This window comes from Paractinoplanes durhamensis, assembly GCF_016862175.1.
Lineage (GTDB): Bacteria > Actinomycetota > Actinomycetes > Mycobacteriales > Micromonosporaceae > Actinoplanes > Actinoplanes durhamensis.
Genome location: NZ_BOML01000057.1, coordinates 32,603 through 56,262, shown reverse-complemented (window position 1 = coordinate 56,262; position 23,660 = coordinate 32,603). Strand labels below are relative to the sequence as shown.

Sequence of the window (23,660 nt, the reverse complement as noted above, 5' to 3'; positions counted from 1 at the left end):
GGGCGGCCGGGCATCCCCCACGCGTACGCGATGTTTTTCGCCCCCGGGTTCGCGCCGGCCGGCATGACTCGAGGAGCTGTGCAATGCCCATGGTCTGGGTCGACACCGCGCGGCAACGAGCGCGAGCGCGGCTGGCCGCCGCCCGCCAGGATCGAGCAGTTCCGCCGTTCACCGCCGCCCCGGAGCTAGATGAGCCGGTCGCGGCGGTGACGCTCGTCGAGCGCGCACCGTCCGTCGACGACGGACTTCCCCGCGGTGTCCGCACCGCGGGCGCCTGGGCCTGGCGGATCATCCTGTTCATCGCAGCCGCCTATCTGCTGATCCGGGTGGTCAGCGCGCTGCGGGTGGTGGTCATCCCGGTCGTGGTCGCGTTGCTGCTGGCCGCGATGTTCGAACCGGTCGCCGCCGCGCTGCGTCGGCGCGGCATGAACCGCTCATTGGCGGCGGGGCTGGTGCTGGTCACCGCGTTGATCGTGGTGTTCGGCGGTCTGGCCCTGATCGTGCAGACGTTCATCGCGCAGCTCGACGATCTGAGCGCGCAGGTCTCGGACGGGCTCGACGAGGTGCAGAGCTGGCTCGCGCGGGGCCCGCTGCATCTGACGCAGACCCAGCTCAGCGACGGCCTCGAGCGCCTGCGAGCATCGATCACCGACAATCAGGGCGCGCTGACCTCGGGGGCGCTGAGCACCGCCACCACGCTCGGCGAGGTGCTGGCCGGGTTCTTCCTGGTGCTGTTCACGCTGTTCTTCTATCTGCGCGACGGCGCGCAGATCTGGACCTTCATCTGCCGGCTGCTGCCGCGCGGCGCGCGTATTCCGGCCGCCCGGGCCGGGCACTACTCCTGGCACACCCTGGTCTCATACGTCCGCGCCACGGTCCTGGTGGCGTTCGTCGATGCCGCCGGCATCGGCATCGGGCTCGCGGTCCTCGGTGTCCCGCTCGCCCTGCCGCTGGCGGCGCTGGTCTTCCTCGGCGCCTTCATCCCGGTCGTCGGCGCCACCCTCACCGGCGCGGTCGCCGTGCTCGTCGCGCTGGTCACGGTCGGCCCGGTGAAGGCCCTGATCGTGCTGGGCGTGGTGATCGCCGTTCAGCAGCTGGAAGGTCACGTCCTCCAGCCTTTGATCATGGGCCGCGCCGTGGCGCTGCACCCGCTGGCGGTGATCCTGTCCATCGCCACCGGCGTGCTGGTCGCGGGCATCATCGGTGGCCTGGTCGCGGTTCCGCTGCTGGCGGTGCTCAACACCGCCATCCGCTATCTCTTCAGCCATCCGGCCGGGGAACCCACCCCGGACCGGGAACCGCCGGGCACCGAGCGCCTCGAAGCGCCGATGGCCGACGACGACGCGCCCCCGGCCGACGACGACGCGCCCCCGGCCGACGGCCCGGAACCGGCCGGCACGCGGGACATCGGGCAGCGGTCAGCGCTCCGGTGATGACGGCTGCCCGCCGGGGCGTGGTCATATTTCGGCGGGGTTTCGCGCGCATTGATTAAGGTCGCGGCCGACTCCGCGCGGCTCTGTAACGTCGCTCACTGATCGACTTGGTCATTCGGCAAAGGCGATTCACCGCGTTGTTCGAAAATTAACCTGAGAAGGGTTTAACCCAAGGTCAGCGTGTTTTCGGGCGGTGTGCCGGAAATCTCGTCGCAGCAAATTGGACACTCAATTTGTACGCCGAATCCGTGACCGGAAAGAAATGTACTGCAGAAGCTCGCGCATCCCCGGGTGTTCCTGTTCTCTTGGGACGACACCGAATTCACGGTGTTGAATATCAACAATCCCGGGAGCATTCATGACGGCATCGCCCGCACCACCGGTCCGGGCCGCGGCCCGCCTGGCATGGCGGCCGCTGCAGCGCTCGACCCGGGTCGCGATCAGTGCTGCGCTCGTGGCCACCGTGTTCTATCAGCTGTTCCTGCTCAACCCCGCCTACCGCGGACCGGGCTGGCTCTGGGTCACCATGCTGGCCGCCGAAGGCCTGACCGCCCTGCACCTGATCGGCACGTGGTGGACGATCCTGGCGCACGACGACCGGCCGGAACCGGTGGACGTCACCGTCTGGCGCAACCGGCTGCGGGCCGGCGCTGGTCGGGCGGACCGTGCTGGCCGCCCGCGACATGGAGTTGGCGCACCGCACGTTCCTGCTCGACGACGGGGACAGCGACGAACTGCGCCGGATCGCGGACGAAGCCGGCGTCGGTTACCTGCGGCGGCCGGGCGGTGCGCACGCCAAGGCCGGCAACGTCAATGCCGGGCTGGCCCGCACCGACGGCGAGTTCGTGGTGATCTTCGATGCCGACCACGTGCCCGAACCGGGTTTCCTGCTCAGCATCCTGCCGCACTTCCAGGACCCGGACGTGGCGTTCGTGCAGTCCCCGCAGTCGTACACGAACAACGTCAACCTGGTCGCCACCGGCTCCGGCGAAGCGCAGCGGATCTTCTACGAGCTCGTCTGCCCGGGCAAGAACCACTTCAACGCCGCCTTCTGCGTCGGCACGAACGTGATGTTCCGGCGGACCGCCTTGGACAGCACCGGCGGCATCTGGACCGGCAGCAACTCCGAGGACATCTGGACGTCGATCGAGTTGCACAAGCGCGGCTGGAAGTCGATCTACGTGCCGCAGGTGCTGGCCCGCGGGCTGGCGCCGGAGGACGTCTCGTCGTACCTGAAACAGCAGCTGCGCTGGGCGGGCGGCGGGTTCGAGGTGCTGCTGCGCGGCCGGCTGTTCAAGCGCGGCACCGGGCTGACCATCGACCAGCGCCTGCAGTACCTGTTCTGCGGCACGCACTACCTGCTGTCGCTGGCGATGCTGACCTTCATGCTGTTCCCGGCGCTCTACCTGCTGTTCGCGCTGAGCCCGATCCGGGCCGACGGCGTCGCCTGGGCCACCCACTACCTGCCGTTCCAGGCGGCCGTTCTGCTGGTCACCTGGCTGCAGTCGGGCGGCTTCAAACTCTCCGCGATCGTGGCCAGCATCGGCGCCGTGCCGGTGCACCTGCGGGCGCTCGGCGGCGTGCTGATCGGCCGGCCGGCGAAGTGGAAGGTCACCAACGCCGGTGGCCAGAACGCGCGGTCGCTGTGGGTGGTCATGCCGCTGTTCGCCCTGCTCGTCCTCAACGTCACCGGCATCGTCGTCGGTGTGCTGGTGATGGCCGACCCGGCGCCGACCTGGCTGTCCGTCGGCTGGGCCAGCATGATCGTGCTGATTCTCGGCCGGATGATCGCCGAATCGGTCACCGGTGGCCGGATCCGGCGCCGCCCGGCGTCCCCGGCGTCCCCGCAGCAGCCCACCGGCGGGCAGCTCGACACCCAGCCGCAGTCCGCCGTGGCCGCGGCCTGATCCACGTCATCCTGCCGAGAGAGGCGCGACCATGACCACCACGATCGAGACTGCCCCCATCGAGCAAGCCCCCGTCACCGCCACCCCACCGCGGCATCGGCTGCGCCGGGCCCTGCGCGTACTCCGTACCCTCGTAGTTGTCCTGATCCTGCTGGCCGTGGCCGGCGCCGGCGGCACCTACGTCGTGCGGCAGCGCCTCGCCGACCGCACCATGGTGGACACCGGCGCGGCCGTGCTGACCGCCCAGCCGATCACCGTGGGCTCGGCCGACGCCGCCGTCGTCACCCGGGTGCTGACCACCGAGCGGACCAGCGTTACCGCCGGCACGGTTCTGGCCACCATCACCGCGACCACCGATGGACGTGGGCCGCACGTGCAGGAGCTGCGCGCGCCGGCCGCCGGCATCGTCACCGAGATCAATGTCGCGCCCGGCCAGATCGCCCGGGCCGGCGAACCCGTCGTGACCCTCTACGACCCGGCCAAACTCACCTTCCAGGTCGACGTGCCCCTCGAAACGCTGCGCCTGCTGCGGCTCGGCATGACCGCCCGGGTGACCGGGCCCGGCCTGCCCGGCGAGATCGCCGCGAAGCTGGAGAAGGTCGAGCCGAAGGTCGACACCCCGGCCGCGGGCGCGACCGACCTGCTCACCGTCGTGCTGCGACCCGACCCGGCCGCCCTCGCGACCGTGCGGACGCTGGTGCCGGGTCTGCGGTTCGGCGTGGTCGTCGACACCAACACGGCCGTCGGCGGCACCCCGGCGGTGAACAGCGCGTGAACCGCAGCTTCGCCGTCGTGACCGCGTTCGCGGCACTGACCCTCCTGGCCGCATGCACAGCCGGGCCGCCGGAGCCGGGCACCGGGCCGGTCAGCTCCGGCCCGATCACTGAGGACGTCGCAGCGACGCGGATCGCCGTGCCTGCCGTTACCGGCCGCGGGAGCATCGCCGATGCGCTTCCGGTCGGCTCCACCCCCACCAAGACCCCGGCCCAGGCCGGTGACCTGGCCGGTCAGGCGCTGCCGACCAACCAGTGGTGGAGCTCGGCACTCACCGGGCCGCGCACCCAGCCGATCTGGGCGCATCCGCTGGCGGTCCAGGCCGCCGCGGACGGCCTGCAGATCAGCGGCGCGCCCGTCACCGCGTCGGCGAACGCCATCATCACCCCCTTCCTGCCGGCCTTGACCGTCGGCGCCGCCACCGGTGCCGTCACGGTCGCCGGTTACGGCGCCTTCCACGTCGTCCTGCGGGTCGCACTCGCCGGCGGCGGCCACGTCGACGTCACCGTCGTGCAGGGAAGCCCGGTGCTGTGGCTGCGCTTCCAGGCCGCGGCACCCACCCTGACCGGCGCGTTCACCGACGCCGGCAGCTCGGCCACCCGGGCCCGGCTGGACATCGCGGGCGGCCGCTGGGACGTCCTCGGCCGCAACCTGACCCTCGACGGATCCACCCTGACCGGCGAGGGCGAGCAACTGGCCGTCGCCCGGGTGCCGGCCGGCGCCGACCGGGCGAGCTGGGAGGCGGCGAGCACCACCGACCCGGTCGTCCGGACAACGGCCGCGATGGCGTACGACGCCACGGCCGGCACCGTCACCCAGACCCTCACCGCGCAGCGGGCCGGCGGCGGCACCGGAGCGTGGGCGCTGCTGCCGCACCAAACGGCCGGGCCGACCGCGCTGCCCGGCTCCTACCCGGACGCCCGCGGAACGATGTCCCTGGTCACCGCGGGTGCGGTGCAGGTCCGGGTGCCGATGCCGGGGCTGCTCACCGCCGTACCGCGGGTGCCGCTGACCGCGGCGGCGAAAAAGGCCGTGCTGGCCGACCTGGATCGGGACCTCGCCGACCCGCCCGGGGCGGGCGGCAGCTATTTCGGGCTCAAGGAGCTCGGCCGGCTGGCCACCATCGCCGAGGTGGCGGCCGCATCGGGCGCGGAGCCCCAGCGCACGACCGCGCTCGCCCGGCTGAAGCCGCAGCTGATCGACTGGCTGACCTACGGCGGACCGGCCGACGCGCGCTACTTCGGCTACGACAAGGTCTGGGGCGGGCTGATCGCGGTGCCGGCCGAATTCGGCGCCAACGATTACAACGACCATCATTTCCAGTACGGCTACCTGGTGCGCGCCGCCGCGGTCCTGGCGGCGGCCGACCCCGGTTTCGCCCGCGACTACGGCGACGTCGTCGACCTGATCGTCGCCGACTACGCCGGGTCGAAAGCCGGCTTCGCCGGGTCGAAAAAGGACGGCTTCCCGCCGTTCCGCGCCTTCAACGCCTACCTCGGCAGCTCGGCCGCGTCCGGGTTCGCGCCGTTCGCGGACGGCAACAACCAGGAGTCGTCCAGCGAGGCGGTGGCGGCCTGGGAGGCGGTGGTCCGCTGGGGCCTGGTCCGGGACAACACCGAGATGACCGGGTACGGCGTCGCCCACTACGCCCTGGAAGCAGCGACCGCCCGGATGTACTGGCTCGGCGCCGGGCTGACCCGCCCGGCCGGGTACGCGCACACCACCGCTGGCATCGTGTGGGACGCCAAGATCGACTATGCGACGTGGTTCGACCCGAAGCCCGAGTCGGTGCTCGGCATCCAGCTGCTGCCGCTGACCGCCGGATCGTTCTACCGCGGCCCGTCGGCCACCCGCGAGCGCGAGTTGGGCGACCACCCCCGGGTGTGGGCCGACCTGTTCGCCGCCGACCTCGCCCTGTCCGACCCGGCCGCCGCCCGCGGCCGGCTCGACGCGGGCGTCACCCGGGAGGAGAGCACCAGCCGGGCGATGGTCCGCTACTGGGTGGAGGCACTCGCGGTCCTGGGGCCGCCGCAGCCGGGCGCGCCGCAGCCGGTGGGCGCCCTCGCGTTCGGGCCGGTGAACGCTCCGCGGGTGGTTCGGGCGCCCGGCGGGTAGTCTCGACGTATCGGCCGTCCAGACTCCGCGGCCACCCTCGTCGGGCATTCCTTAGGAGTCGCGCCATGAGCGCATCTGTGACGCAGCGGCCGAAGGCGGCCGGCAGCGATTTCGCCGCCCTGAACCGTCAGATCGTCGACGCCGGCCTGCTCGAACGGCGACCCGCCTACTACGCCGTGCGGGCCGCCGTGGTGGCCGGCCTGCTCGCCGGCGGGTGGGCGGCGTTCGTCCTGATCGGCTCGTCCTGGTGGACCCTCGCGGTGGCCGGGCTGCTGGGGCTGGTGTTCGCGCAGACCGGCCTGCTGGCGCACGACGTGGCGCACCGGCAGGTGTTCCGCACCCGGAAGCCCAGCGCGGTGGCCGGCCGGATCGCGGCGAACCTCGGGGTCGGGATGAGTTACGGGTGGTGGATGGACAAGCACACCCGCCACCACAACAACCCCAACCATGACGAGCTCGACCCGGACGTACAACCGGAGCTGTTGATCTGGGCTTCCGAATCGGCCTGGGGCCGGCGCGGGGTGAAGGGTTTCGTCAGCCGGCACCAGGCCGGGTTGTTCTTCCCGCTGCTGACGCTGCTCAGCATCGACCTGCGCATCGCCAGCATCAAGGCGCTGCGGCATCCGGGGATGAAGCGCCGCGGTCTGGAAGCGGGCCTGATGGCCCTGCATCTGCTCGCCTACCCGGTCGTCCTGCTGGTGGTGCTGTCGCCGCTGCAGGCTCTCGCGTTCTTCGTGGTGCACCACGCGGTGTTCGGGGTGTACCTGGGCATGACGTTCGCGCCGAACCACAAGGGCATGCCGCATCCGGCCGGCGACGAGGACTACCTGCGCAAGCAGGTGCTGACCAGCCGCAACGTCACCGGGGGCCGGCTGATCGACGTGGCCCTGGGCGGATTGAACTACCAGATCGAGCACCACCTGTTCCCGGCGATGCCCACCCCCAATCTACGCCGGGCGCAACCCATCGTGCAGGCGTACTGCGCGCAGGCCGGTGTCTCCTACGAGCAGACGAGCCTGCTCAGGTCCTATCGGCAGGCGCTGCGCCACCTGCACGACGTCGGCGCGCCGCTGCGCGCGGCCCGGAACTTTCCTCGGTAGAAGGGTTGTCCTGTGGGCCGCCGGCAAGGGGATCCGGACGGCCCGCAGGACGGCCCCGAGCGAGGGAAACGGTAGCCTCGGTGGCCGCGACACCGTAGCGTTGTGGCATCGCTCAATCACATTGAGCAGCGTGTCGCTCCAGACCCCGGCGGCAGTCGATGCCGACTCTCTGGAGCTTCCGTGCAGAAGTTTTCCCGCCTGTCCGCCGAATTCCCGGCCATCGATTTCCAGCAGCTCAGCGATTCCGCGCTGGTCGAGCTGATCTCCCGGGGAAATACCCGCGCCTTCGCCGCGCTGGTCGACCGGACCGTGGCGGCCGTTCGCGCCGCGTTGCCGGTCGAGACCCGGATCAACGAGATACTCGCGTCCAGTTACGTCGAGGTGTGGTGGCTGGCTGGTTGCCGACCGGCGCCGGAGTCCGACGTCACGAGCTGGATCACCGGCATCGTGCGACGGCGGGCCGCGGACGCCTCCCGGGGGCGGCCACCGGACGGTGCGGATGATGCTCTGCGGCCCAGCACCGCCGAACTGGAGCTGGCGACCATTCTCGGGCGGCCGGTCGGTGCGATCGGCGTGGACGTCACGGAATAGTCAGGACGGGCAGAGCCGGGAGCCCGTTGACGATGGAGCCGGCTACCTCGCTGAGGCGCCGGTTGGTGTTCCGGGCGAAGGTGCGGATCAGGGCGTACGCCTCGTCGGGCGTCACGCCGTACGCCTGGGCCACCACGCCTTTCGCCTGCTCGATGATAACGCGGCTGTTCAGGGCGCCCTGTAGTTGTTCGGTGAGGGCCTCGCCCCGGCGGATGGAGCGTTCCTGCAGGAGGCCGATCACCGCGACGTCGGCCAGGGACTGCACGATCAGGGTGTCCGCGTCGTCCAACTCGGTGGCGCTGCCGAACACGCCCATCGCGCCGATCACCTCCCGGCGCAGCCGCAGCGGGAATGCGTGCACCGACTGGAATCCGGCCTGGGTGGCGCGCGGCGCGAACTCGGGCCATTTGCCGGTCGCCGCGGCCAGGTCGACATTGGTGACCGGCCGGGCCGTGCGGAACGCGTCCAGGCACGGGCCGTCACCGTACTGAAGCTGGAACAACTCCATCAGCCGGGCGCTCTCGTCGGAGGCGGCCATGAAGGTCAGCCGGTCGCGATGGTCGGCGAGCATCAGCCCGGCCTCGCCGGTGTCGAACAGATCGGCGACGCGCTTGGTCAGCATCTGCAGGAACTCGACCACGTCGAAGTCGTCGACCAGCGTGTCGGCCACCTCGACGAACAATGTTGCGAGCCGTTCGGCGGAAACGGTGGTCATTCTGGCCTACCAACCTTCTCCGGAAGCGTTGCCGAACCAGAGCCTACGCGCCACCACCTCCCGCGCTACCTTTCGCGACGCCAGGCCGTGGCGCGAGCTCTCAGTCGGTGATCGCCCGGGCCCAGGGAAGCAGCAGGCGTTCGGCCAGGACCAGCAAATAGAAGAGGCCGACGCTGATCACCGCCAGCAGGGTGATCGCGGCGAACGCGGTCGCGGTGTCGGCGCCGGCGTTCGCGATGACGAAACCCAGGCCCGCGGTGGCGCCGGAGAGCTCGCCGACCAGGGCGCCGATGACGGCCAGCGGCATCGCGGTCTTGAGGCCCACGAAGATCTGCGGCAGCGCGGACGGCAGCCGGAACCGGGTGATGATCTGCCAGCGGCTGGCCGACAGCGACCGGGCGAACTCGATCATCTCGGCCGGGGTGCGGGTCAGGCCGGCGACGCTGGCCAGCAGGATCGGGAAGGTGCAGAGCAGCACCACCATGACGATCTTGGGCCCCTGGCCAAAGCCCATCCACACCAACAGAAGAGGAGCAAAAGCCAGCTTGGGTACGGCGTTGACGGCGACGATGCTCGGCATGAACGCCCGCTCCAGGGTGCCGGAGGTGGCCAGCAGGGCGCCGACGGCCAGGCCCAGACCGACCGCGAGCAGGTAGCCCTGCACCACCTCCAGCAGGGTGGTGGTGGCGTTGCTCGCCAGATAGCCGGTCATGTTGCCGAGCGCGGCGAGCACCTGCGGCGGGGTCGGCGCCAGGTAGGACTCGATGTCCAGCACGACGACGGCCGCCCACCACGCCGCGACCAGCGCGATCGCGCCGAGGGCCGGCAGCACTACGTGGACGAGGGCCTGGCGGCTTCTGGAGATGGTGCTGCCTCTCGACGAGATTCCGGCCGGGGGCTCTCGTTCGCATCGGACGCGAAGAGAGCCCCCGGCAACTCAGGAAGGAATCTGATAGGTGATGGCGTCCTCGGGGGACAGCCCGGCCGGGATCAGGCCGGCGCTCTGGATGATGGCGATGTTGCGGGCCACCCGGTCCCGGTCGAGGCTGCCGACCGCCGCGCCGTTGGCGCCACCCTCGACGTACGGCTTCATCAGCTTGTTCTCCGCCGCCGCGACCTTGGCCGGCTGCAGCTTCTGGTACTTGGCGTAGATGTCGCCGGCCTCGTCCGGGTTGGCCATCGCGTATTCCAGGCCGCGCAGCATGGCCTTGTTGAACGCCGTCACCTGCTTCGGGTTCTCGGCCATCCGCTTCTTGGTGACGCCCAGGCCGTTGCCGTACAGGTCGGTCAGGTAGGTGCTGAACGGCAGCACCACGGCCGCCTTGCCCTTGGCCGCGGCCTCGACCGCCGGCTTGCCCACCGCGAACTGGGTGGCCGCGTCGATGCTGCCGGCCGCGAGGTTCTGCGGCATCTGCTGGGCGTTCATCACCACCCACTTGATCTTGCTGCCGTCCACCCCGGCGAGCCGGCCGTACGCCTTGAACAGGCTGAAGACCACGCCGCCGGGAATGTAGGCGATGGTCTTGCCGGCCAGGTCCTTCGGGCTGGAGATGCCGCTGCCGTCGAGCGCCATGATGCACGACAGGTTCAGCTGCTGGACGGCGTTGACGATGGTGAAGTCGACGAACTTCTTCTCGCCGTACGCGATGAGCGCGGCCGTGATGTCCACGCTCGCGTAGTCGGCCTGGCCGGCCTGCAGCAGCTTGAGGTTCGCCTCGGTGCCGTTGCCCGGCTGCACCTTCACGTCGAGGCCCTCCTCGCGGAAGTACCCCTTCTCGATGGCGACGTAGATGAACGCCTCGCGGCCCTGGACACCGGCGCCGGTCAGATAGGTGACCGGGGTCAGCGTGCCGCCGGCCTCCTCGGGTGCGGCCGCCTTGCTGTCGGCGTCACACGCCGCGGTCAGCAGCAGCGCCGAGGTGAAGGCCACGGCGGCGAATTTCCGGAGGATGCTCATGCGGCCCGCCGCCCCACGGTCGAGAGCAGCAGGATGCCGCGCAGAACCACACGCGGGTCCAGGCCCAGCGTCGCCAGCAGGTCGAGCTCCTCGCCGGTCATCCCGGCCGCGATCAGGCGCTCGCGCTGCTCGGTCGAGCCGACCGAGGCGAGCAGTGCCGCCCCGGTGCCGCCGCGCCACGATCCCTGCCAGCTCTGCGTGTCGACCTGCTCGAGGCCGACCGTCTCCATCGCGGCGAAGAGGCTGCGGCACCAGGTCGGGTCGTTGCCGGCGGTGCGCAGCACCTGGGACAGGGCGGCCTCGTAGTGGGCGGTGATCTCGTGGAGCCGGTCGTCCGGGGTGGACAGAACCGACTTCGACCAGCCGGCCTCCATCTCCTCCACGATCACCACGCCGCCCGGCTTGAGGGCACCGGCCAGCCGGGCCAGCACCTCGCGCCGCTCGGGCAGGTGCTGCAGGACCGCGCGGGCGTGGATGCCGTCGAACTGACCGGCCGGCAGCGGGTCGGTGACGATGTTGTGCGCCAGGACGGTCACGCCGGGGTGTTCCCGGATGTGCTGGGGGCGGACGTCGGTGGCGATCACCTCGCCGTCCGGGCCGACCTGGTCGGCGAGCCAGCCCGCGATCGTGCCGGCCCCCGCGCCGATCTCCAGCCAGCGCGAGCCTTTCGCGACGCCGGCTTCGGTCAGCCGGCGGATCGTGAACGGGTCGTGCATCTGACCGAGCGCATCGAGCAGTTGCCGGGCCGTCGGCCGGTCGTTGCTGAACACGTACGGCGTTCCGGGCTCCCGGACGACGGTAGACATGGTCCATTCCCCTTATGCATCAAATTATTGACAATCGCATTGACCGCAAGATCGATATTGGCCGCAGAGATCCATTACTGAAATCGTCCGCAAGTCAACCCGCACCGCGGGGACGTTTCACCCGCCCCGGAAGGACCTTTTGAAGACGTATTGAGCCTCGAAAATGTCCTCGGAAAATACTTGAAAAGTACCCATAGGTACCGGCACCGTTATCGACGTGACCAAACCCCTGCCGAACGAACAACTGCGGACGCTCATGCTCCAACGCGGCATCAGTGCCGAGGAGCTGGCCGCGAAATGCGGCATCGACACCAAGAGCGTCGAGCGCTGGCTGTCACATGGCCGCGTGCCGCATCGGCAGAACAGGTGGACCGCCGCCAAGCTGCTCGACGCCGACGAGACGTACCTGTGGCCGAGCATCCTGGCCCGCGGGGTCCGCGGCCGGGCCGGCGGCCGGGCCGAGCTGATCGAGCTCTACCCGGACCGGGCGAGCGTGCCGCGCGAGACCTGGCTGCGACTTCTCGGCGAGGCACAGACCAATGTGGACGTTCTGGTCAACGCCGGCAGCTTCTTCACCCAGGTGCAGCCGCGCATCGTCGAGGACCTCGCCGAACGGGCCCGCGAGGGCGTCCGGGCGCGCTTGTGCTTCGGCGACCCGGCGAGCACGGCGGTTGCGGTGCGTGACGCCGAGGAGGGCCTGGCCGGCACCCTCGCGGCGCAGATTCAGGCCAGCCTCATTCAGTACCGCGGCCTGCTGGAGGTCGACGGAGTCGAAATTCGACTGCACGGCACCACCCTTTACCACAGCATTTTCCGGTACGACGACCAGCTCGTCGTCAATCCGCACGTCTACGGGAGTCCGTCCAGTCTGAACCCGGCATTACGCCTACAGAAGATCGACGGCGGTCTACTCTTCGACCTTTACTGCTCGGCTTTCGAACGAATCTGGGACGTCTCCGTTCCCTGGCTCGGAGTGGCCCCACCAAAGGATCAATGACCATTTCCGGCCACCACCGACCACCCTGGGTTGATCGCCCGTTCGGGGGTGGTCGTTCGCATGTGGGGCCGTGCAGGGTGTACCAGTGACCGACACGCCCCGAATCCTGATCTCATACGCCGGCCCGGACCGGCCGTGGGCGGAGTGGGCCCGTTGGCACCTGGAACACGCGGGCTACGGCACCGAGCTGGACTGCGCCGATTGGAAGGCCGGCGACAACTTCGTCGAGCGAATGCACCAGGCCCTGGACCGCGCAAACCCGATGCTGTTACTGCTGTCGACGGCCTATCTCACCCAAGATCGCTTCACGACGGACGAGTGGACAGCACGCTTCGCGCAACGACGAAAAGATCCAGAAGCAAAGCTGATTCCGGTACGGATCGGAAGCGTCGATCTTGGAAAAGGGATCTGGGCCCCGATCGTCGTGCCGGACCTGTTCGAGTTGGCCCCGGCCGAGGCGGTTCGTCTGCTGCTGGAAGCCGTCGGAGGGGTGCTCGGGCCGGCCGCGTCGTCGTCGGCGCCGGAGCCGATGTATCCCGGTGGTCCGGAGCCGGTGGCGTCCGCCGACTCCGGACCACGCCCGCCGGGTTCGCTGCCGCCGGTGTGGAATGTGGATCACCGAAATCCGGCCTTCACCGGCCGCGACGGCGTGCTCAACCAGGTGCATGACGGGCTGTCCGGCGGAGGCCGGGTCGCGGTCCAGGCGTTGCACGGTATGGGTGGGGTCGGGAAGACCCAGTTGGCGCTGGAGTATTCGTATCGCTTTGCCGGCGAGTACGACCTGGTGTGGTGGGTGTTCGCCGAACAGGCCGGCTTGATCGGTGAGCAGTTCGCCGCCCTCGGTGTGGAACTGGGGATCGTCGACGCGGGGGCCGACTCGGCGGTCGCCAAGAGCAAGGTCCTGGGATATCTGGCCGAGCAGCGCCGCGCGTTGCTGGTCTTCGACAACGTGGTGAACAGCGAGGACGTCCTGCCGTGGCTGCCGCGTGGGAGCGGCCATGTGCTTATCACGTCGCGGCGCGGGAACTGGCAGCGGATCGCCCACGCGGTGGAACTGGACGTGCTGTCCCGGGAGGAGGCGGTTCGGTTCCTGGTCGAGCAGCGGCCGGGCTTGGACGCCGGCGAGGCGGGCAGTCTGGCGGAGGCGCTGGGTGATCTGCCGCTGGCGTTGGCGCAGGCGGCCGGCTATCTGACCGAGACCGGCATGGCGGTTGCCGAGTACCGGCAGTCGTTGGTCGAGGAGACCCAGGCCGTGCTGGCGCTGGGGCGCCCGGTCGACTATCCGCAGTCGCTGGCGGCGGCGATCTTGTTGAGCCTGAGCGCACTGGAGGAGGCGGATCCGGCGGCGGTGGCGATTCTGCGGTTGTGTGCCCTGCTGGCGCCGGAGCCTGTTCCGATCGATCTGATCGTCGAGGTCGCGCGGCCGGCCGATCCGTATCCGCAGGTGCTGGACGCGCTGCGCGAGGTGATCGGCAAGCGGCTGGCGCGGCAGGATGCGATCGGCCGAATCGGTGCATACGGGCTGGCCAGGCTGGGTGAGGGGACAGTGACGGTGCACCGGCTGACCCAGGCCGTTGTCCGGAGCCAAGTGGGGCCATCTGCGTCGGCCGAGCTGCTGGCGCATCTGGAGTCGGTGCTCGGCGGGATGAACCCGGGTGACCCGAGGGATCCGGCAATCTGGCCCGCGTGGGGGCGGCTGCTCCCGCACCTGCTCGCCGTCGACCCTGCGCGCACCGATGATCCGGCCTTGCGCGAGTGCGTGCGTGATGCCGTGGTCTACCTGATCAACCGTGGGGACAGCCGGCCGGCCCAGCAACTCGCCGAGAACCTGTATGAGGAGTGGAAAGAGCGGCTGGGCGCCGATCACCGGGACACCCTCCGGGCGGCGACCGAACTGGTCTGGGCGCTGCGTGACCTCGGTGAGTACGGCAGGTTGCGAACGCTGACCGACGACACCCTCAATCGGCAGATCAAAACGCTGGGCCCCGACGATCCCGACACGCTGCGCAGCGCGGCCGACCATGCGGTCGTCCTCAGTGCGCTCGGCCACTACCAGCGGGCGGAGGAGATCAAACGCGACGTCTGGGTGCGGCGCCGGCGGGTGCTGGGTGCGGAGCATCCGGACACGCTCATGTCCATGAACAACGTCGGGACGTCGTTGGGGGAGTTGGGGCGGCATGAGGAGGCGCTGACCATCAAGCAGCAGGTGTGGGAGCAGCGCCGGCGGGTGCTGGGTGAAGAGCATCCGGACACGCTCATGTCAGCGAACAATGTCGCGACGTCGTTGGGGGAGTTGGGGCGGTATGAGGAGGCGTTCGCACTCAAGCAACAGGTCTGGGAGCAGCGCCGCCGGGTGCTGGGCGCGGAACATCTGCACACGCTGACGTCGGCGAACAATGTCGCATTGTCGTTGGGGGAGTTGGGACGGCATGAGGAGGCATTGACCCTCAAACAACAGGTATGGGAGCAGCAGCAACGGGTGCTGGGTGAGGAGCACCCGCACACGTTGACGTCGGCGAGCAATGTCGCGTTGTCGTTGCGAGAGCTGGGTCGGGATCAGGAGGGTCTGGCGCTCATTCGACAGGTGCGGGAGCAGCGGGGTCGGGTGCTCGGTGAGAAGCATCCGGACACGCTGATGGCCGGATTGAGCCTGGCGGCCGTCCAATTCAGTCTTGGCCAGCGTCTGCTTGCTCGCCAATTGGTCGATGGCGTATGGAAGGAGTTGCGTGACCTGCTCGGCGCGCAGCATCCGAACACTCAGCACGCAGCCGAACTGAGAAGCGCGATTACCCGGGCGATGGGTGGACGAGGGGGCGGCGGGCGTCGACGCTGAGGCCTTTCCCCGAGCCGCTCGGCGGGCACCGCGTACCGGCGCCCGCCGGGGTGACGTCAGGGCAGGTCGATCGGGCGCAGGACGCGGTCGATGCCGTGGGCGATCTGGCGGTTGCCCTTGTTGATGTTGAAGACGATCACGCGCGGGTCGCGGTCGTTGGTGTCGGCGTCGATCAGGCGGATCCGGCGGTGCCCCCAGCCGTACACATCAACTTTGATCTTTGATTTTGCGGCGGTGGTCAGGCGGGCGTTGTCGGACTTCAGCGCCGCCGCTCGGGTGACGGTGGCGCCCGGGACGACGTGGTAGAGCAGCACCGACTCGACGGTGTCGATGCCGAGGCCGGCCACCGCGGTGAAGGCGGCCTTCTCGGTGGGCAGCCGCCGGGTGTGCTGCAGGTCGGCGACCAGCAGCTCGAACGCCCGGTCGTTGGGCAGGAACGCGGTCAGCGCCGTCTTGCCGTCGGTCAGGACGCCGACCGGGCTGGCCGGTTTGGCCTTGAGTACGGCCAGGACCGCGGCGGTCAGGATGTCGTAGTCGCGCCCGTTGTGGTCGAAGCCGCTGCCGTGGGCGGTGAGGACCGAGGCCAGCGACCGGGTGCCCAGCGACTTGGTGTGTGCGTCGGCCGGCGCCGAGGCCAGCGCGGAGACCACCACTGCGGTGGCCGCGACGGCGGCGATACGCCGGCCGCGTCGAATGAACCTCATCGTGGAAATTCCTTCCGGGTACGGGGTGGTGGCTTCGGTGCCACCACCCCGTACTTCGGCCGCATCGGCCCCGGCAGATGCAGTCAGGACGTCAGGGTTCCGCGCAGCAGGCTGTGGCCGGAGTGCGCGGCGTCGCCGTCGTGCGGTTCGTCGCTGATGTCGACCAGCCGGTACCGGTTCATGTCGACGCCGGGCGGCACCGGCAGCGTCGCGTCCGGCCGGGCGGCCAGATTGCCGATCGCGATCATCTTCGTGGGGTGATCGGGGTCGATCAGCCACACCTCGTGGAAACCGGTGGTCAGCGGCAGGTTGCGGACGTCGACGAGCATCTCCCCGTCGGACAGCACCCGCACCGTGCCGCCCGCGTCGGCCGGCACCGTGGCCAGCGGCGTGAGCGTCGCCCGTGCGGTCACCGTCTCGGCCGGGGCGCGTTGCAGGACAACGACGGTTCCGGCCACCGCCAGCACCGCGGCGGCAAGCGCGGGCAGCAACCAGCGTGACCGGCGCGGCCGGACGACGCGAGTCTCGGCCGGTGCGATGCCGGCCTCGATGCGCTGCCAGATCCGCTCGGGCGGGGCGGGCAGGCTGCCGAGGTCCGGTCCTTCGGCGCCGAGTTCGGCGACGTGCCGCAGCGACTCGAGGTCGTGCCGGCAGCCGGCGCACTCGGCCAGGTGATCGGCGTCGGCCGGCTCCTGCGGTTCAGAGAGCGCGAGAAGCACGAGTCGATCGAGATCCAAATGCTGCACCGTCCACCTCCCAACGCCGTCGAAGGCTAGCCATCCCGCGGCGGATATGGCTCTTGACCGTGCCGAGCGGCAGCCCGGTGACCTCCGCTATCTGCGGATGGGTGAGGTCGTCGAAGAAGGCCAGCTCCAGCGTGCGCCGCTGGTCGGCGGGCAGGCGGCTGAGCTCGTCGGCGACGACCAGCCGGTCGACGATCCGGTCCGGGCGTTCCGTCTCGTCCTCCGCGGGCACCTGGGCGCTCACCGTCTCGGCCACCCGCTTGTAGCGTTCGGCCGACCGCAGCCGGTCCACGGCTTTGCGCTTCGCGATGCCGAGCAGCCAGCCCAGCATCGTGCCGCGCTGCGGGTCGAACCCGTCGCGCCCGGTCCAGGCCGCGACGAACGTCAGCTGGGTGACGTCCTCGGCGTCGGCCCGGTTGCCGAGCAGGCGCTGCGCCAGGTAGAGCACCGTCGCGCCGTGCCGGTCGTACGCCACCCGAAGGGCCTTCTCATCGCCGTCGCGTAAGCGTTCGGCGAGCTCCTCGTCGGAGTCCATCGACCTCCTTCCCACACCGGTTCTTGTCGTTGTTCGTCCCGTCCCCCGCCGGCGGATGCACCCGGGCCGCATTCGTCCTCCGATCTGCCGGCATCAGGTCGAACCTGAAGGATGCCGGGGAAGGGAACCGGATCGCTATGCTCGGTGATCGCCATCGATAGGCGATGCCAGGAGGTCGGGTGTTCGACGGAGTGAGCTGGGACGAAGCGGATCGGACCATCGACGATTGGCAGGCGGGCTTCGAACGCCGCGCGGAGCAGGCCCGGGAGCTCGCCGGCCGGATCGAGGGCCTCACGGCGTCGGCTCGTAGCCAGGACCGGCTCATCGAGGTGACCATCGGGCGGTCGGGCGAGCTCACCGACCTCCGGCTCGACGACGAGACCCGGCGGCAGCCGGCGGCGCGAACTGCGCGGGAGATCCTGGCCACGATCGCGGCTGCCCGGGTGGTGCTGGCCGAAAAGGTGCAGGAAGCGGTCGCCGGTACGATCGGCGTGGAGTCGGAGGCGGGCAAGGCCGTCCTCAAGGGCTACCAGGCCGAGGGTGACCAGGCGTGACAGATCAGTTCTCGGTGATCACGCAGGACCTTGTCGCGCACTCGCGCACGGTCGATGCGATCGGGGACGGCGTCAGGGAGGCGGGCGACGCCGGCCTTACCGTGCGGGCCGGTGGTGACGCGTACGGAAAGATTTGCCATTTTCTTCCGCCGCTGTGGGCCTCCTGCAGGACACTCTGATCCAAGCCATCACGGACAGCGCGGACGACTTGCGCGACACTGCGCAGAAGCTGATGGCGACCGCCGAGCACTACGACTCCACCGACGCGAACAATGCCGACGGCATCACCCGCAGCGGGCGGTTGCCGTGACGAACCCGCTGGTGGCAGCTACGTCCACCGCGGGGCCGGGAGCATTCGCCGGCATCGCCCCGGTCGAGGACATCCAGCAGATCCACCAGGCCGTGCAGAGCGGGTCGTGGGTGGACGGCGGGCTCGGCGTCGCCGGCGGTGCCCTGGACGCGCTGGCGTTCGTGTCCGACCCGATCGGCTCACTGCTGCAGTACGGCGTCGCGTGGATCATCGAGCACGTCAAGCCGCTCTCCGAGGCGCTGGACTGGCTGGCCGGCGACCCGAACCAGATCGCGGCCCAGGCGCAGACCTGGCGGAACATCGCGGGCCGGCTGGCCGGCGAGTCCGACACGCTGTCGCAGGCAGCCGGCTGGGATACGGCCGACTGGCAAGGCGCCGCCGCCGACGCGTACCGGGCGCATGCCGCTCGGCGGGTCTCGGACCTGCAGTCGCTCAGCCGCGCGTCGGAAACGATGGCGCTGATCGTTGAGGGCGCCGGCATGCTCATCGGCACGGTCCGGGTCATGGTGCGTGACGCGATCGCCACCGTGGTGTCGCGACTGATCTCGTACGCCATCGAAGAACTCGCCACCCTCGGCGTCGCCAGCCCGCTCGTCGTCGAGCAGGTGTCCACGCTCTGCGCGTCGTGGGCCGCGAAGATCGGCCGCTGGCTCAAGCAACTCGTCGCCAGTATGAAGAAGCTGGCGCAAGCGATGAAAGAGCTCGGCGAGGCAATCCGCGGGCTGCGCAAGGGCGGTAAGGGTACGGCCGACGACCTCGCCGACATGGGCAAGCGGTCGGATTGGAAGAACCCTGGTGACCGCCCGCTGACGCCGACCCGGCCGCCGGACGGCTACCTGCCTACTGGTGACCCGGTCTATCACGGGCCGAACTCCACGGCGGTCGGGTACGACAGCAGCACGATGCGCAACTTCGATCACGTCCAGCCGGAGCCGGGCGTGCACGACGTGGTCGTGCACGGTGAGCCCAACGGCACGTTCCGGCCCGGTGTGGTCGGCGACGACGGCGGCAAGTATCCGCACAACTACACCAACCCGGAGCAGATCGCGCAGGCTGTGCGGGACAATCCGAACTACGTTCCGGGACAGCCGGTACGCCTGGTCTCCTGCCACACCGGCCGGGTGGATGCCGACCCGGACCTGTCGGGCGTGGTACCGGCCGGCCAGCAGGTGGCCGACTCCCTCGGCGTACCGGTGAAAGCCCCGACACAGGCGGTCGGGGTGCCCATATACGGTGATGGGAAGTACGTGCCCAAGATCGCTAACAAACCCAACCTCCCCGAAGGAAAATGGGTCACCTTCTGGCCCCGGAATGCAGGGAGCTGACCGTGCGGACCGCCGGAATGTTCGTTGAACTCGGCCAGACGCGTCACCCGGAACCGCCGGAGAGCATCGCCGACCACATCGGGGCGGCGCAGCTCGAGGATGTCGGCCTGGTGACGCAGTACCTCGACAACGGCTACCTGCTGATCGACATGATGGACGTCGAGCGCGACGTGCTCGATCCCGAACAGGAGATCCTCAGCGGGTCGTCGATCTTGACGGACGGCGAGTGGCTCTGGCGGCAGGACCTGTCCTATTACGTACGCCGTCACCACGTCACGCTGCCGCCGGACCTGCTTGCCACCATCCGGGAGCGGCACTACACGATCCCGGCGGTCGACGAGGAGCGGCTGATCGCCCTCACCGGTTACGCCGACCACCTCGCGTTCTAGTCGGCGCGAACCAGGGCGGCGGTATCGTCGTCGACCGGGGCGCCACGATTCACCTTGCCGCCAACCCGGCACCGTGCCGGATCCGGTCACCGGGTAGCGTCGCCGCGGAGACATAGGCGGCGGAATAACCGGAGGTCAAGTGGCATCGGATGACGTCTCGCGGCGGGAAGCGGAGCGCCTTCGCGGGCTGGCCGAGGCTGCCCGGGTGGCCAAGACCTTCGAGGTTCTGGCCGGGACCGGGGCGCTGTGGGTCTGGGGTGATGAGGACGAGATTCTCTTCACCGAGGATGCCCGGCGGACCACCCTGCTGCCGATCTGGCCGTATGCGACCGTCGCCCGGCTGGAGAACGAGGGTGAAGTTGACGGCGAGCACGCCATCCAGATCCCGGTGGACGTGTTTCTGCGGGAGTGGCTGCCGCAGCTCAAGGACGACGACGCCGGCATCTCGATCTTTCCGGTCGAGGAGCTGAACACCTCGGTTCTCACGCTGGACGAGTTCCGCTCGAGGATGACGGCGGCTCTCCGGTTGAATTGACGGATGCGGATCTCCGTCGTCGTTCCGGTCTACAACGAGGAACAGTTCATCCGGTCGTGTCTGGACGCGGTCCTCGCGCAGCGGGAGCCGGTGCACGAGGTCATCGTGGTCGACAACGGCTCGGGGGACGACACCCTCGGAGTGCTCGGCGAATACGCGGGCCGGGTCACCCTGCTGCACGAACCGCGAAGGGGCGTTCAGCATGCGCGGAACCGGGGCTTCGACGCGGCGAGCGGGGACGTGATCGGGCGGATCGACGCCGACACCCGGCTTGGCCCGGGCTGGTCGCGGGCGGTTCGGGAGACGTTCGCGGATCCGGTCGTGCAGGCCGCGACCGGGCCGGTGGCCTACTACGACGTGGCGCTCGCCCGGCTGATCGACAGCGGCGACGCCGTCTTCCGGCGGGCGTGGAGCGGTGGGCCGCTCGACTGGTTGCTCGGCGCCAACATGGCGATCCGGGCCTCCGCGTGGCGGCGGGTGCGGCCCGCCCTCTGCGTGGACGAACAGGTGCACGAGGACATCGACCTCGGCATTCACCTGCACGGGGAGGGCTCGGCGGCGGTGTTCGCGACCGGGATGCGGGCCGGCACGTCGGCGCGGCGGATCGCGAACCGGTTCGGTGACTACCGCAGCTACGTGCTGATGACCGAGCAGACCTACCGGCAGCATCCGGGCCGGCCGCGGCTCCGCGCGTACGCCCGGGCCTGGCTCACCGCCCGGATTCAGCTTCTTCTGTTTCCTTCGCTGCGGCTGGCGTACGCGCTTGCCCAGCCCCGCCCGTGGACGGCGCTGCGCGGGGGCGGCGGGCGGAAGAACCCCATGCGATCTGGCCGCTGACCAGCCCGATCCAGCCGAGCCCGGCGAACAGGGCGACCCGTTCGAGCAGCCCGCTCGGGTTGCCCGGCAGCACCCCGCCCGCGTCGAGCAGCACCAGCACGCTGGCCGCCACGAACGTCACGGTCATGAACGCCGCGAGCGGCCACGCCACCCGCCGCGGTCCGAGCCGGGCCACCGCCCCGATCCCGGCGACGCCGAGCGTGATGGCGATCAGCTGGTGGATCAGCCCGTGGGTGGTCTCCTCGGTCGGCACCCCGGGCGGGAAACCCAGCCCGGCGTCGGTCCGGATGACGGCGAGCGACACCATGGTGAGCCCGCACCACAGGATCAGCCCCGCCGCCCACCGGTCGGCCCGCCGGTGCAGCCCGATGGCGGCGAGGATCAGCCAGAGGCCGCAGGTGGCCAGGTTGAGAGTGCCGTGCCACCCGCCCGGGCCGAGCGACAGCTGACTGATCCAATTCCGCGTCTGTTCATAACCAGGCCGCGTCAGACCATCCACGGTGCTCGCTACGATCATCTGAACCGCGGCGAGAACCCCGAAGGCGGGCAGCAGACGGGACATCCGTCCAGCTTAGGAGGCATGGTGCTGAGGGTGTTCTCGTGGGCGTTCTGGGCGTTCATCGGCGTCACCTGCCCGGTGTTCTTCGCCGGTGCGCTGCTGGTGTGGCTGGTGACGCTGCCGTTCGACCGGCGCCGGGTCGCGCTGCATCTCTACTCGTCGGCCTGGGCCGCGTTCTACGTCTACGTCAACCCGCTGTGGCGGCTGCGGATCACCGGGCGCGACCGGTTGCCCTGGCATGGCGCCGCGGTGCTGGTCGCCAACCATGCCTCGCTGATCGACATCCTGGTGCTGTTCGCGCTGTTCCGGCCGTTCAAGTGGGTCTCCAAACAGGAGATCTTCCGGGTGCCGCTGATCGGCTGGAACATGCGTCTCAACGGCTACGTGCCGGTGGTCCGCGGCAGTGGCGCCTCGGTGCGCCGGATGATGGATCTCTGCAACCGCCTGCTCGACGCCGGTTCACCCCTGATGATCTTCCCGGAGGGCCGGCGCACGTCGGACGGCGCGCTGCAGCCGTTCAAGGACGGCGCCTTCGACCTCGCGGTGCGGCACGGCGTGCCGGTGTTCCCGATCGCGGTGCACGGCACCCGCCAGGCGCTGCCGCGCCACGGCGTCATTCTTCGAGAGCACATCAGGGCGAGGATCGAGGTGCTGCCGCCGCTTGCGCCGACGGATTTCCCTGATGTGTACGCCCTGCGTGACGCGGCCCGGAAGTCGATCGCGGACGCCCTGGCCCGGTCGTGAAGATCGCGCACTTCTGCGACAGTCAGCCCGGCCGCCCGGACGGCGTGGCCCGGTCGGCCGAGCTGACCGTGGAGTTGCTGCGCGCGGCCGGCCACCAGGTCGACCTCTACCGTCCCGGCCCGTTGCTGAGCCGCGGCGGCGTCCGCTCGATCCCGGTGCCGTTCCGGCAGGTCCGGGTCGGCCTGCCGTTCACGCCCGGGCCGGCCGACGTCGTCCATGTGCACAGCACCGGCCCGATCGGGATGACCGGCTTCCGGGCGGCCGCCGCCTGGCGGGTGCCGATGGTGCTGACCTGGCACACCGACCTCCTGGCGTACGCCGACATGTTCGCCGAGATCCCGGTCGGCGCCGCCTGGTGCGCCCTGCGCCTGGGCCTGGGCTGGTCGCCCCGGGAGTTCCTGGAGCTGACCCGCCCCGGCGTGGTCCGCCAGGACCGGCTGATCGAGCTGGGAAAGGGCATGTTCGCGCGGGCGGCGGTGGCCATCGCCCCGTCGGCCAAGACCGCGGCCGGCTTCGCGGTGTTCGAGCCGGCCGCCGAGATCCGCGTGCTGCCGACGCCGGTCCCGCCGATCGCGCCCGGCCCGGAGCGCACCGGCGGGAACGTCGTCCTCTCGGTCGGCCGCGCCACCGCCGAGAAGAACCCGGAGCTGCTGCTGCAGGCGTTCACCCGGGTGATGGCGGCCCGCCCGGACGCACGGCTGGTCCTGCTCGGGGTGAGCCGGCAGCGCCGCCACCTGACCGGCCGGATCACCGCGCTCGGCCTGGCCGGCCACGTCGAGGTCCGTCCGCCGGTGCCGCACCACGAGGTGGCCGCGTACTACCGGGCCGCCGACGTGCTCGCATTCGCCTCCACCACCGACACCCAGAGCCTGGTGCTGGCCGAGGCCGAGGCGACCGGACTGCCGGTGGTGGTCGCCGATCCGGGCCTGGCCGTCCGCCCGGGTGCGGCCGGGGCCGCCCGGTTCACCTGCGAGCCGACCCCGGACGCGTTCGCCGCGGCCCTGCTGCGGATGCTGTCCGACGAAGCCCTGCGGGCCGGGGTGACCGGGGAGGGGCGGGCGGCCGTGGCGGCGTACTCTCCGGACGTTTTTCGGGGTTGCCTGGAAGAGATCTATCAACGGGTCCTGGCCGCGTCCGGCCGCGGCTGAGAGCACGATCACCACCGTTGGTCCCTTCCGTAGCGGATCTCCGCTGGTG

General features: G+C 70.1%; 23 protein-coding genes and 1 pseudogene. 16 read left to right on the top strand and 8 right to left on the bottom strand.

The genetic code is table 11. The features are described 5' to 3' along the window. Positions 1-89 precede the first annotated feature (89 nt). From Adu01nite_RS34450 to Adu01nite_RS34425, 6 genes are all read left to right on the top strand, one after another. Entirely contained in the window at positions 90-1,433 is a 1,344-nt protein-coding gene (locus tag Adu01nite_RS34450; RefSeq protein ID WP_203733652.1) for an AI-2E family transporter, read from the top strand. 665 nt (positions 1,434-2,098) lie between these two features. After that, positions 2,099-3,340 carry a glycosyltransferase family 2 protein gene (locus Adu01nite_RS34445; protein WP_239132909.1) on the top strand — a complete coding sequence of 414 codons (1,242 nt, stop codon included), beginning with the start codon at positions 2,099-2,101 and terminating at the stop codon, positions 3,338-3,340. Between the two features lie 31 nt (positions 3,341-3,371). Continuing rightward, positions 3,372-4,115 carry an HlyD family efflux transporter periplasmic adaptor subunit gene (locus Adu01nite_RS34440; RefSeq protein WP_203733389.1) on the top strand — a complete coding sequence of 248 codons (744 nt, stop codon included), beginning with the start codon at positions 3,372-3,374 and terminating at the stop codon, positions 4,113-4,115. After that, on the top strand, positions 4,112-6,229 hold the full coding sequence (locus Adu01nite_RS34435) for a glycosyl hydrolase (RefSeq protein ID WP_203733388.1): 2,118 nt from the start codon (positions 4,112-4,114) through the stop codon (positions 6,227-6,229). The genes Adu01nite_RS34440 and Adu01nite_RS34435 overlap by 4 nt, the downstream gene beginning before the upstream one ends. Positions 6,230-6,294: 65 nt before the next feature. Then, positions 6,295-7,329: a fatty acid desaturase family protein gene (locus tag Adu01nite_RS34430; protein ID WP_203733387.1), complete on the top strand. Its 1,035-nt coding sequence runs from the start codon at positions 6,295-6,297 to the stop codon at positions 7,327-7,329. Positions 7,330-7,509: 180 nt separating this feature from the next. Next, positions 7,510-7,920, top strand: a complete 411-nt coding sequence (locus tag Adu01nite_RS34425) for an RNA polymerase sigma factor (RefSeq protein ID WP_203733386.1) — start codon at positions 7,510-7,512, stop codon at positions 7,918-7,920. On the opposite strand, the gene Adu01nite_RS34420 is transcribed toward Adu01nite_RS34425, so the two are convergent. The 4 genes from Adu01nite_RS34420 to Adu01nite_RS34405 form a co-directional block, all read right to left on the bottom strand. Further along, positions 7,910-8,635 carry a GAF and ANTAR domain-containing protein gene (locus Adu01nite_RS34420; RefSeq protein ID WP_203733385.1) on the bottom strand — a complete coding sequence of 242 codons (726 nt, stop codon included), beginning with the start codon at positions 8,633-8,635 and terminating at the stop codon, positions 7,910-7,912. The two genes, Adu01nite_RS34425 and Adu01nite_RS34420, sit on opposite strands and share 11 nt — an antisense overlap. A 100-nt stretch (positions 8,636-8,735) precedes the next feature. Continuing rightward, a complete protein-coding gene (locus tag Adu01nite_RS34415; RefSeq protein WP_239132908.1) occupies positions 8,736-9,467 on the bottom strand; it encodes an ABC transporter permease in 732 nt (243 codons plus the stop codon). A gap of 105 nt (positions 9,468-9,572) precedes the next feature. Beyond that, the gene (locus tag Adu01nite_RS34410; RefSeq protein ID WP_203733384.1) at positions 9,573-10,592 is read right to left on the bottom strand and encodes an ABC transporter substrate-binding protein; all 1,020 of its coding nucleotides are present in this window, start codon (positions 10,590-10,592) and stop codon (positions 9,573-9,575) included. Beyond that, complete coding sequence (locus tag Adu01nite_RS34405) at positions 10,589-11,398, bottom strand: class I SAM-dependent methyltransferase (protein ID WP_203733383.1); 810 nt, start codon at positions 11,396-11,398, stop codon at positions 10,589-10,591. Before Adu01nite_RS34405 ends, Adu01nite_RS34410 begins: the two co-directional genes overlap by 4 nt. A gap of 217 nt (positions 11,399-11,615) precedes the next feature. On the opposite strand from Adu01nite_RS34405, the gene Adu01nite_RS34400 reads away from it, so the two are divergent. Both Adu01nite_RS34400 and fxsT read left to right on the top strand, forming a co-directional pair. Next, positions 11,616-12,395: a DUF5919 domain-containing protein gene (locus Adu01nite_RS34400; protein WP_239132907.1), complete on the top strand. Its 780-nt coding sequence runs from the start codon at positions 11,616-11,618 to the stop codon at positions 12,393-12,395. An 85-nt stretch (positions 12,396-12,480) separates the two neighbouring features. Continuing rightward, on the top strand, positions 12,481-15,228 hold the full coding sequence (fxsT, locus tag Adu01nite_RS34395; RefSeq protein ID WP_203733382.1) for an FxSxx-COOH system tetratricopeptide repeat protein: 2,748 nt from the start codon (positions 12,481-12,483) through the stop codon (positions 15,226-15,228). A gap of 56 nt (positions 15,229-15,284) precedes the next feature. On the opposite strand, the gene Adu01nite_RS34390 is transcribed toward fxsT, so the two are convergent. From Adu01nite_RS34390 to Adu01nite_RS34380, 3 genes are all read right to left on the bottom strand, one after another. After that, the gene (locus Adu01nite_RS34390; RefSeq protein ID WP_203733381.1) at positions 15,285-15,932 is read right to left on the bottom strand and encodes a fasciclin domain-containing protein; all 648 of its coding nucleotides are present in this window, start codon (positions 15,930-15,932) and stop codon (positions 15,285-15,287) included. An 83-nt stretch (positions 15,933-16,015) separates the two neighbouring features. Then, positions 16,016-16,678, bottom strand: coding sequence for an anti-sigma factor (locus tag Adu01nite_RS34385; RefSeq protein ID WP_203733380.1), 663 nt, complete (start codon positions 16,676-16,678; stop codon positions 16,016-16,018). Next, positions 16,632-17,210 (bottom strand): RNA polymerase sigma factor, encoded by a 579-nt coding sequence (locus Adu01nite_RS34380; protein WP_203733379.1) that lies wholly within the window; start codon positions 17,208-17,210, stop codon positions 16,632-16,634. The genes Adu01nite_RS34385 and Adu01nite_RS34380 overlap by 47 nt, the downstream gene beginning before the upstream one ends. Positions 17,211-17,389: 179 nt before the next feature. On the opposite strand from Adu01nite_RS34380, the gene Adu01nite_RS34375 reads away from it, so the two are divergent. The 6 genes and pseudogenes from Adu01nite_RS34375 to Adu01nite_RS48125 form a co-directional block, all read left to right on the top strand. Then, the gene (locus Adu01nite_RS34375) at positions 17,390-17,764 is read left to right on the top strand and encodes a YbaB/EbfC family nucleoid-associated protein (RefSeq protein WP_203733378.1); all 375 of its coding nucleotides are present in this window, start codon (positions 17,390-17,392) and stop codon (positions 17,762-17,764) included. Continuing rightward, a complete protein-coding gene (locus Adu01nite_RS34370) occupies positions 17,761-17,943 on the top strand; it encodes a hypothetical protein (protein WP_203733377.1) in 183 nt (60 codons plus the stop codon). Before Adu01nite_RS34375 ends, Adu01nite_RS34370 begins: the two co-directional genes overlap by 4 nt. A gap of 142 nt (positions 17,944-18,085) precedes the next feature. Continuing rightward, on the top strand, positions 18,086-19,399 hold the full coding sequence (locus Adu01nite_RS34365; protein ID WP_203733376.1) for a DUF8616 domain-containing protein: 1,314 nt from the start codon (positions 18,086-18,088) through the stop codon (positions 19,397-19,399). 2 nt (positions 19,400-19,401) lie between these two features. Further along, complete coding sequence (locus tag Adu01nite_RS34360) at positions 19,402-19,788, top strand: hypothetical protein (protein WP_203733375.1); 387 nt, start codon at positions 19,402-19,404, stop codon at positions 19,786-19,788. A 139-nt stretch (positions 19,789-19,927) separates the two neighbouring features. Further along, on the top strand, positions 19,928-20,323 hold the full coding sequence (locus tag Adu01nite_RS34355; protein WP_203733374.1) for a DUF2750 domain-containing protein: 396 nt from the start codon (positions 19,928-19,930) through the stop codon (positions 20,321-20,323). A 3-nt stretch (positions 20,324-20,326) separates the two neighbouring features. After that, positions 20,327-20,893 (top strand): annotated as a pseudogene (locus tag Adu01nite_RS48125) (glycosyltransferase family 2 protein); the annotation flags it as partial. 139 nt (positions 20,894-21,032) lie between these two features. Here the strand turns inward: Adu01nite_RS48125 and Adu01nite_RS48120 are convergent. Further along, entirely contained in the window at positions 21,033-21,722 is a 690-nt protein-coding gene (locus Adu01nite_RS48120) for a DUF998 domain-containing protein (protein ID WP_239132906.1), read from the bottom strand. Between the two features lie 18 nt (positions 21,723-21,740). Here Adu01nite_RS48120 and Adu01nite_RS34345 point away from each other — a divergent pair, with 18 nt between their 5' ends. Further along, on the top strand, positions 21,741-22,463 hold the full coding sequence (locus Adu01nite_RS34345; protein ID WP_203733372.1) for a lysophospholipid acyltransferase family protein: 723 nt from the start codon (positions 21,741-21,743) through the stop codon (positions 22,461-22,463). Next, complete coding sequence (locus Adu01nite_RS34340) at positions 22,460-23,611, top strand: glycosyltransferase (protein ID WP_203733371.1); 1,152 nt, start codon at positions 22,460-22,462, stop codon at positions 23,609-23,611. Before Adu01nite_RS34345 ends, Adu01nite_RS34340 begins: the two co-directional genes overlap by 4 nt. The last annotated feature ends 49 nt before the right edge of the window (positions 23,612-23,660 follow it).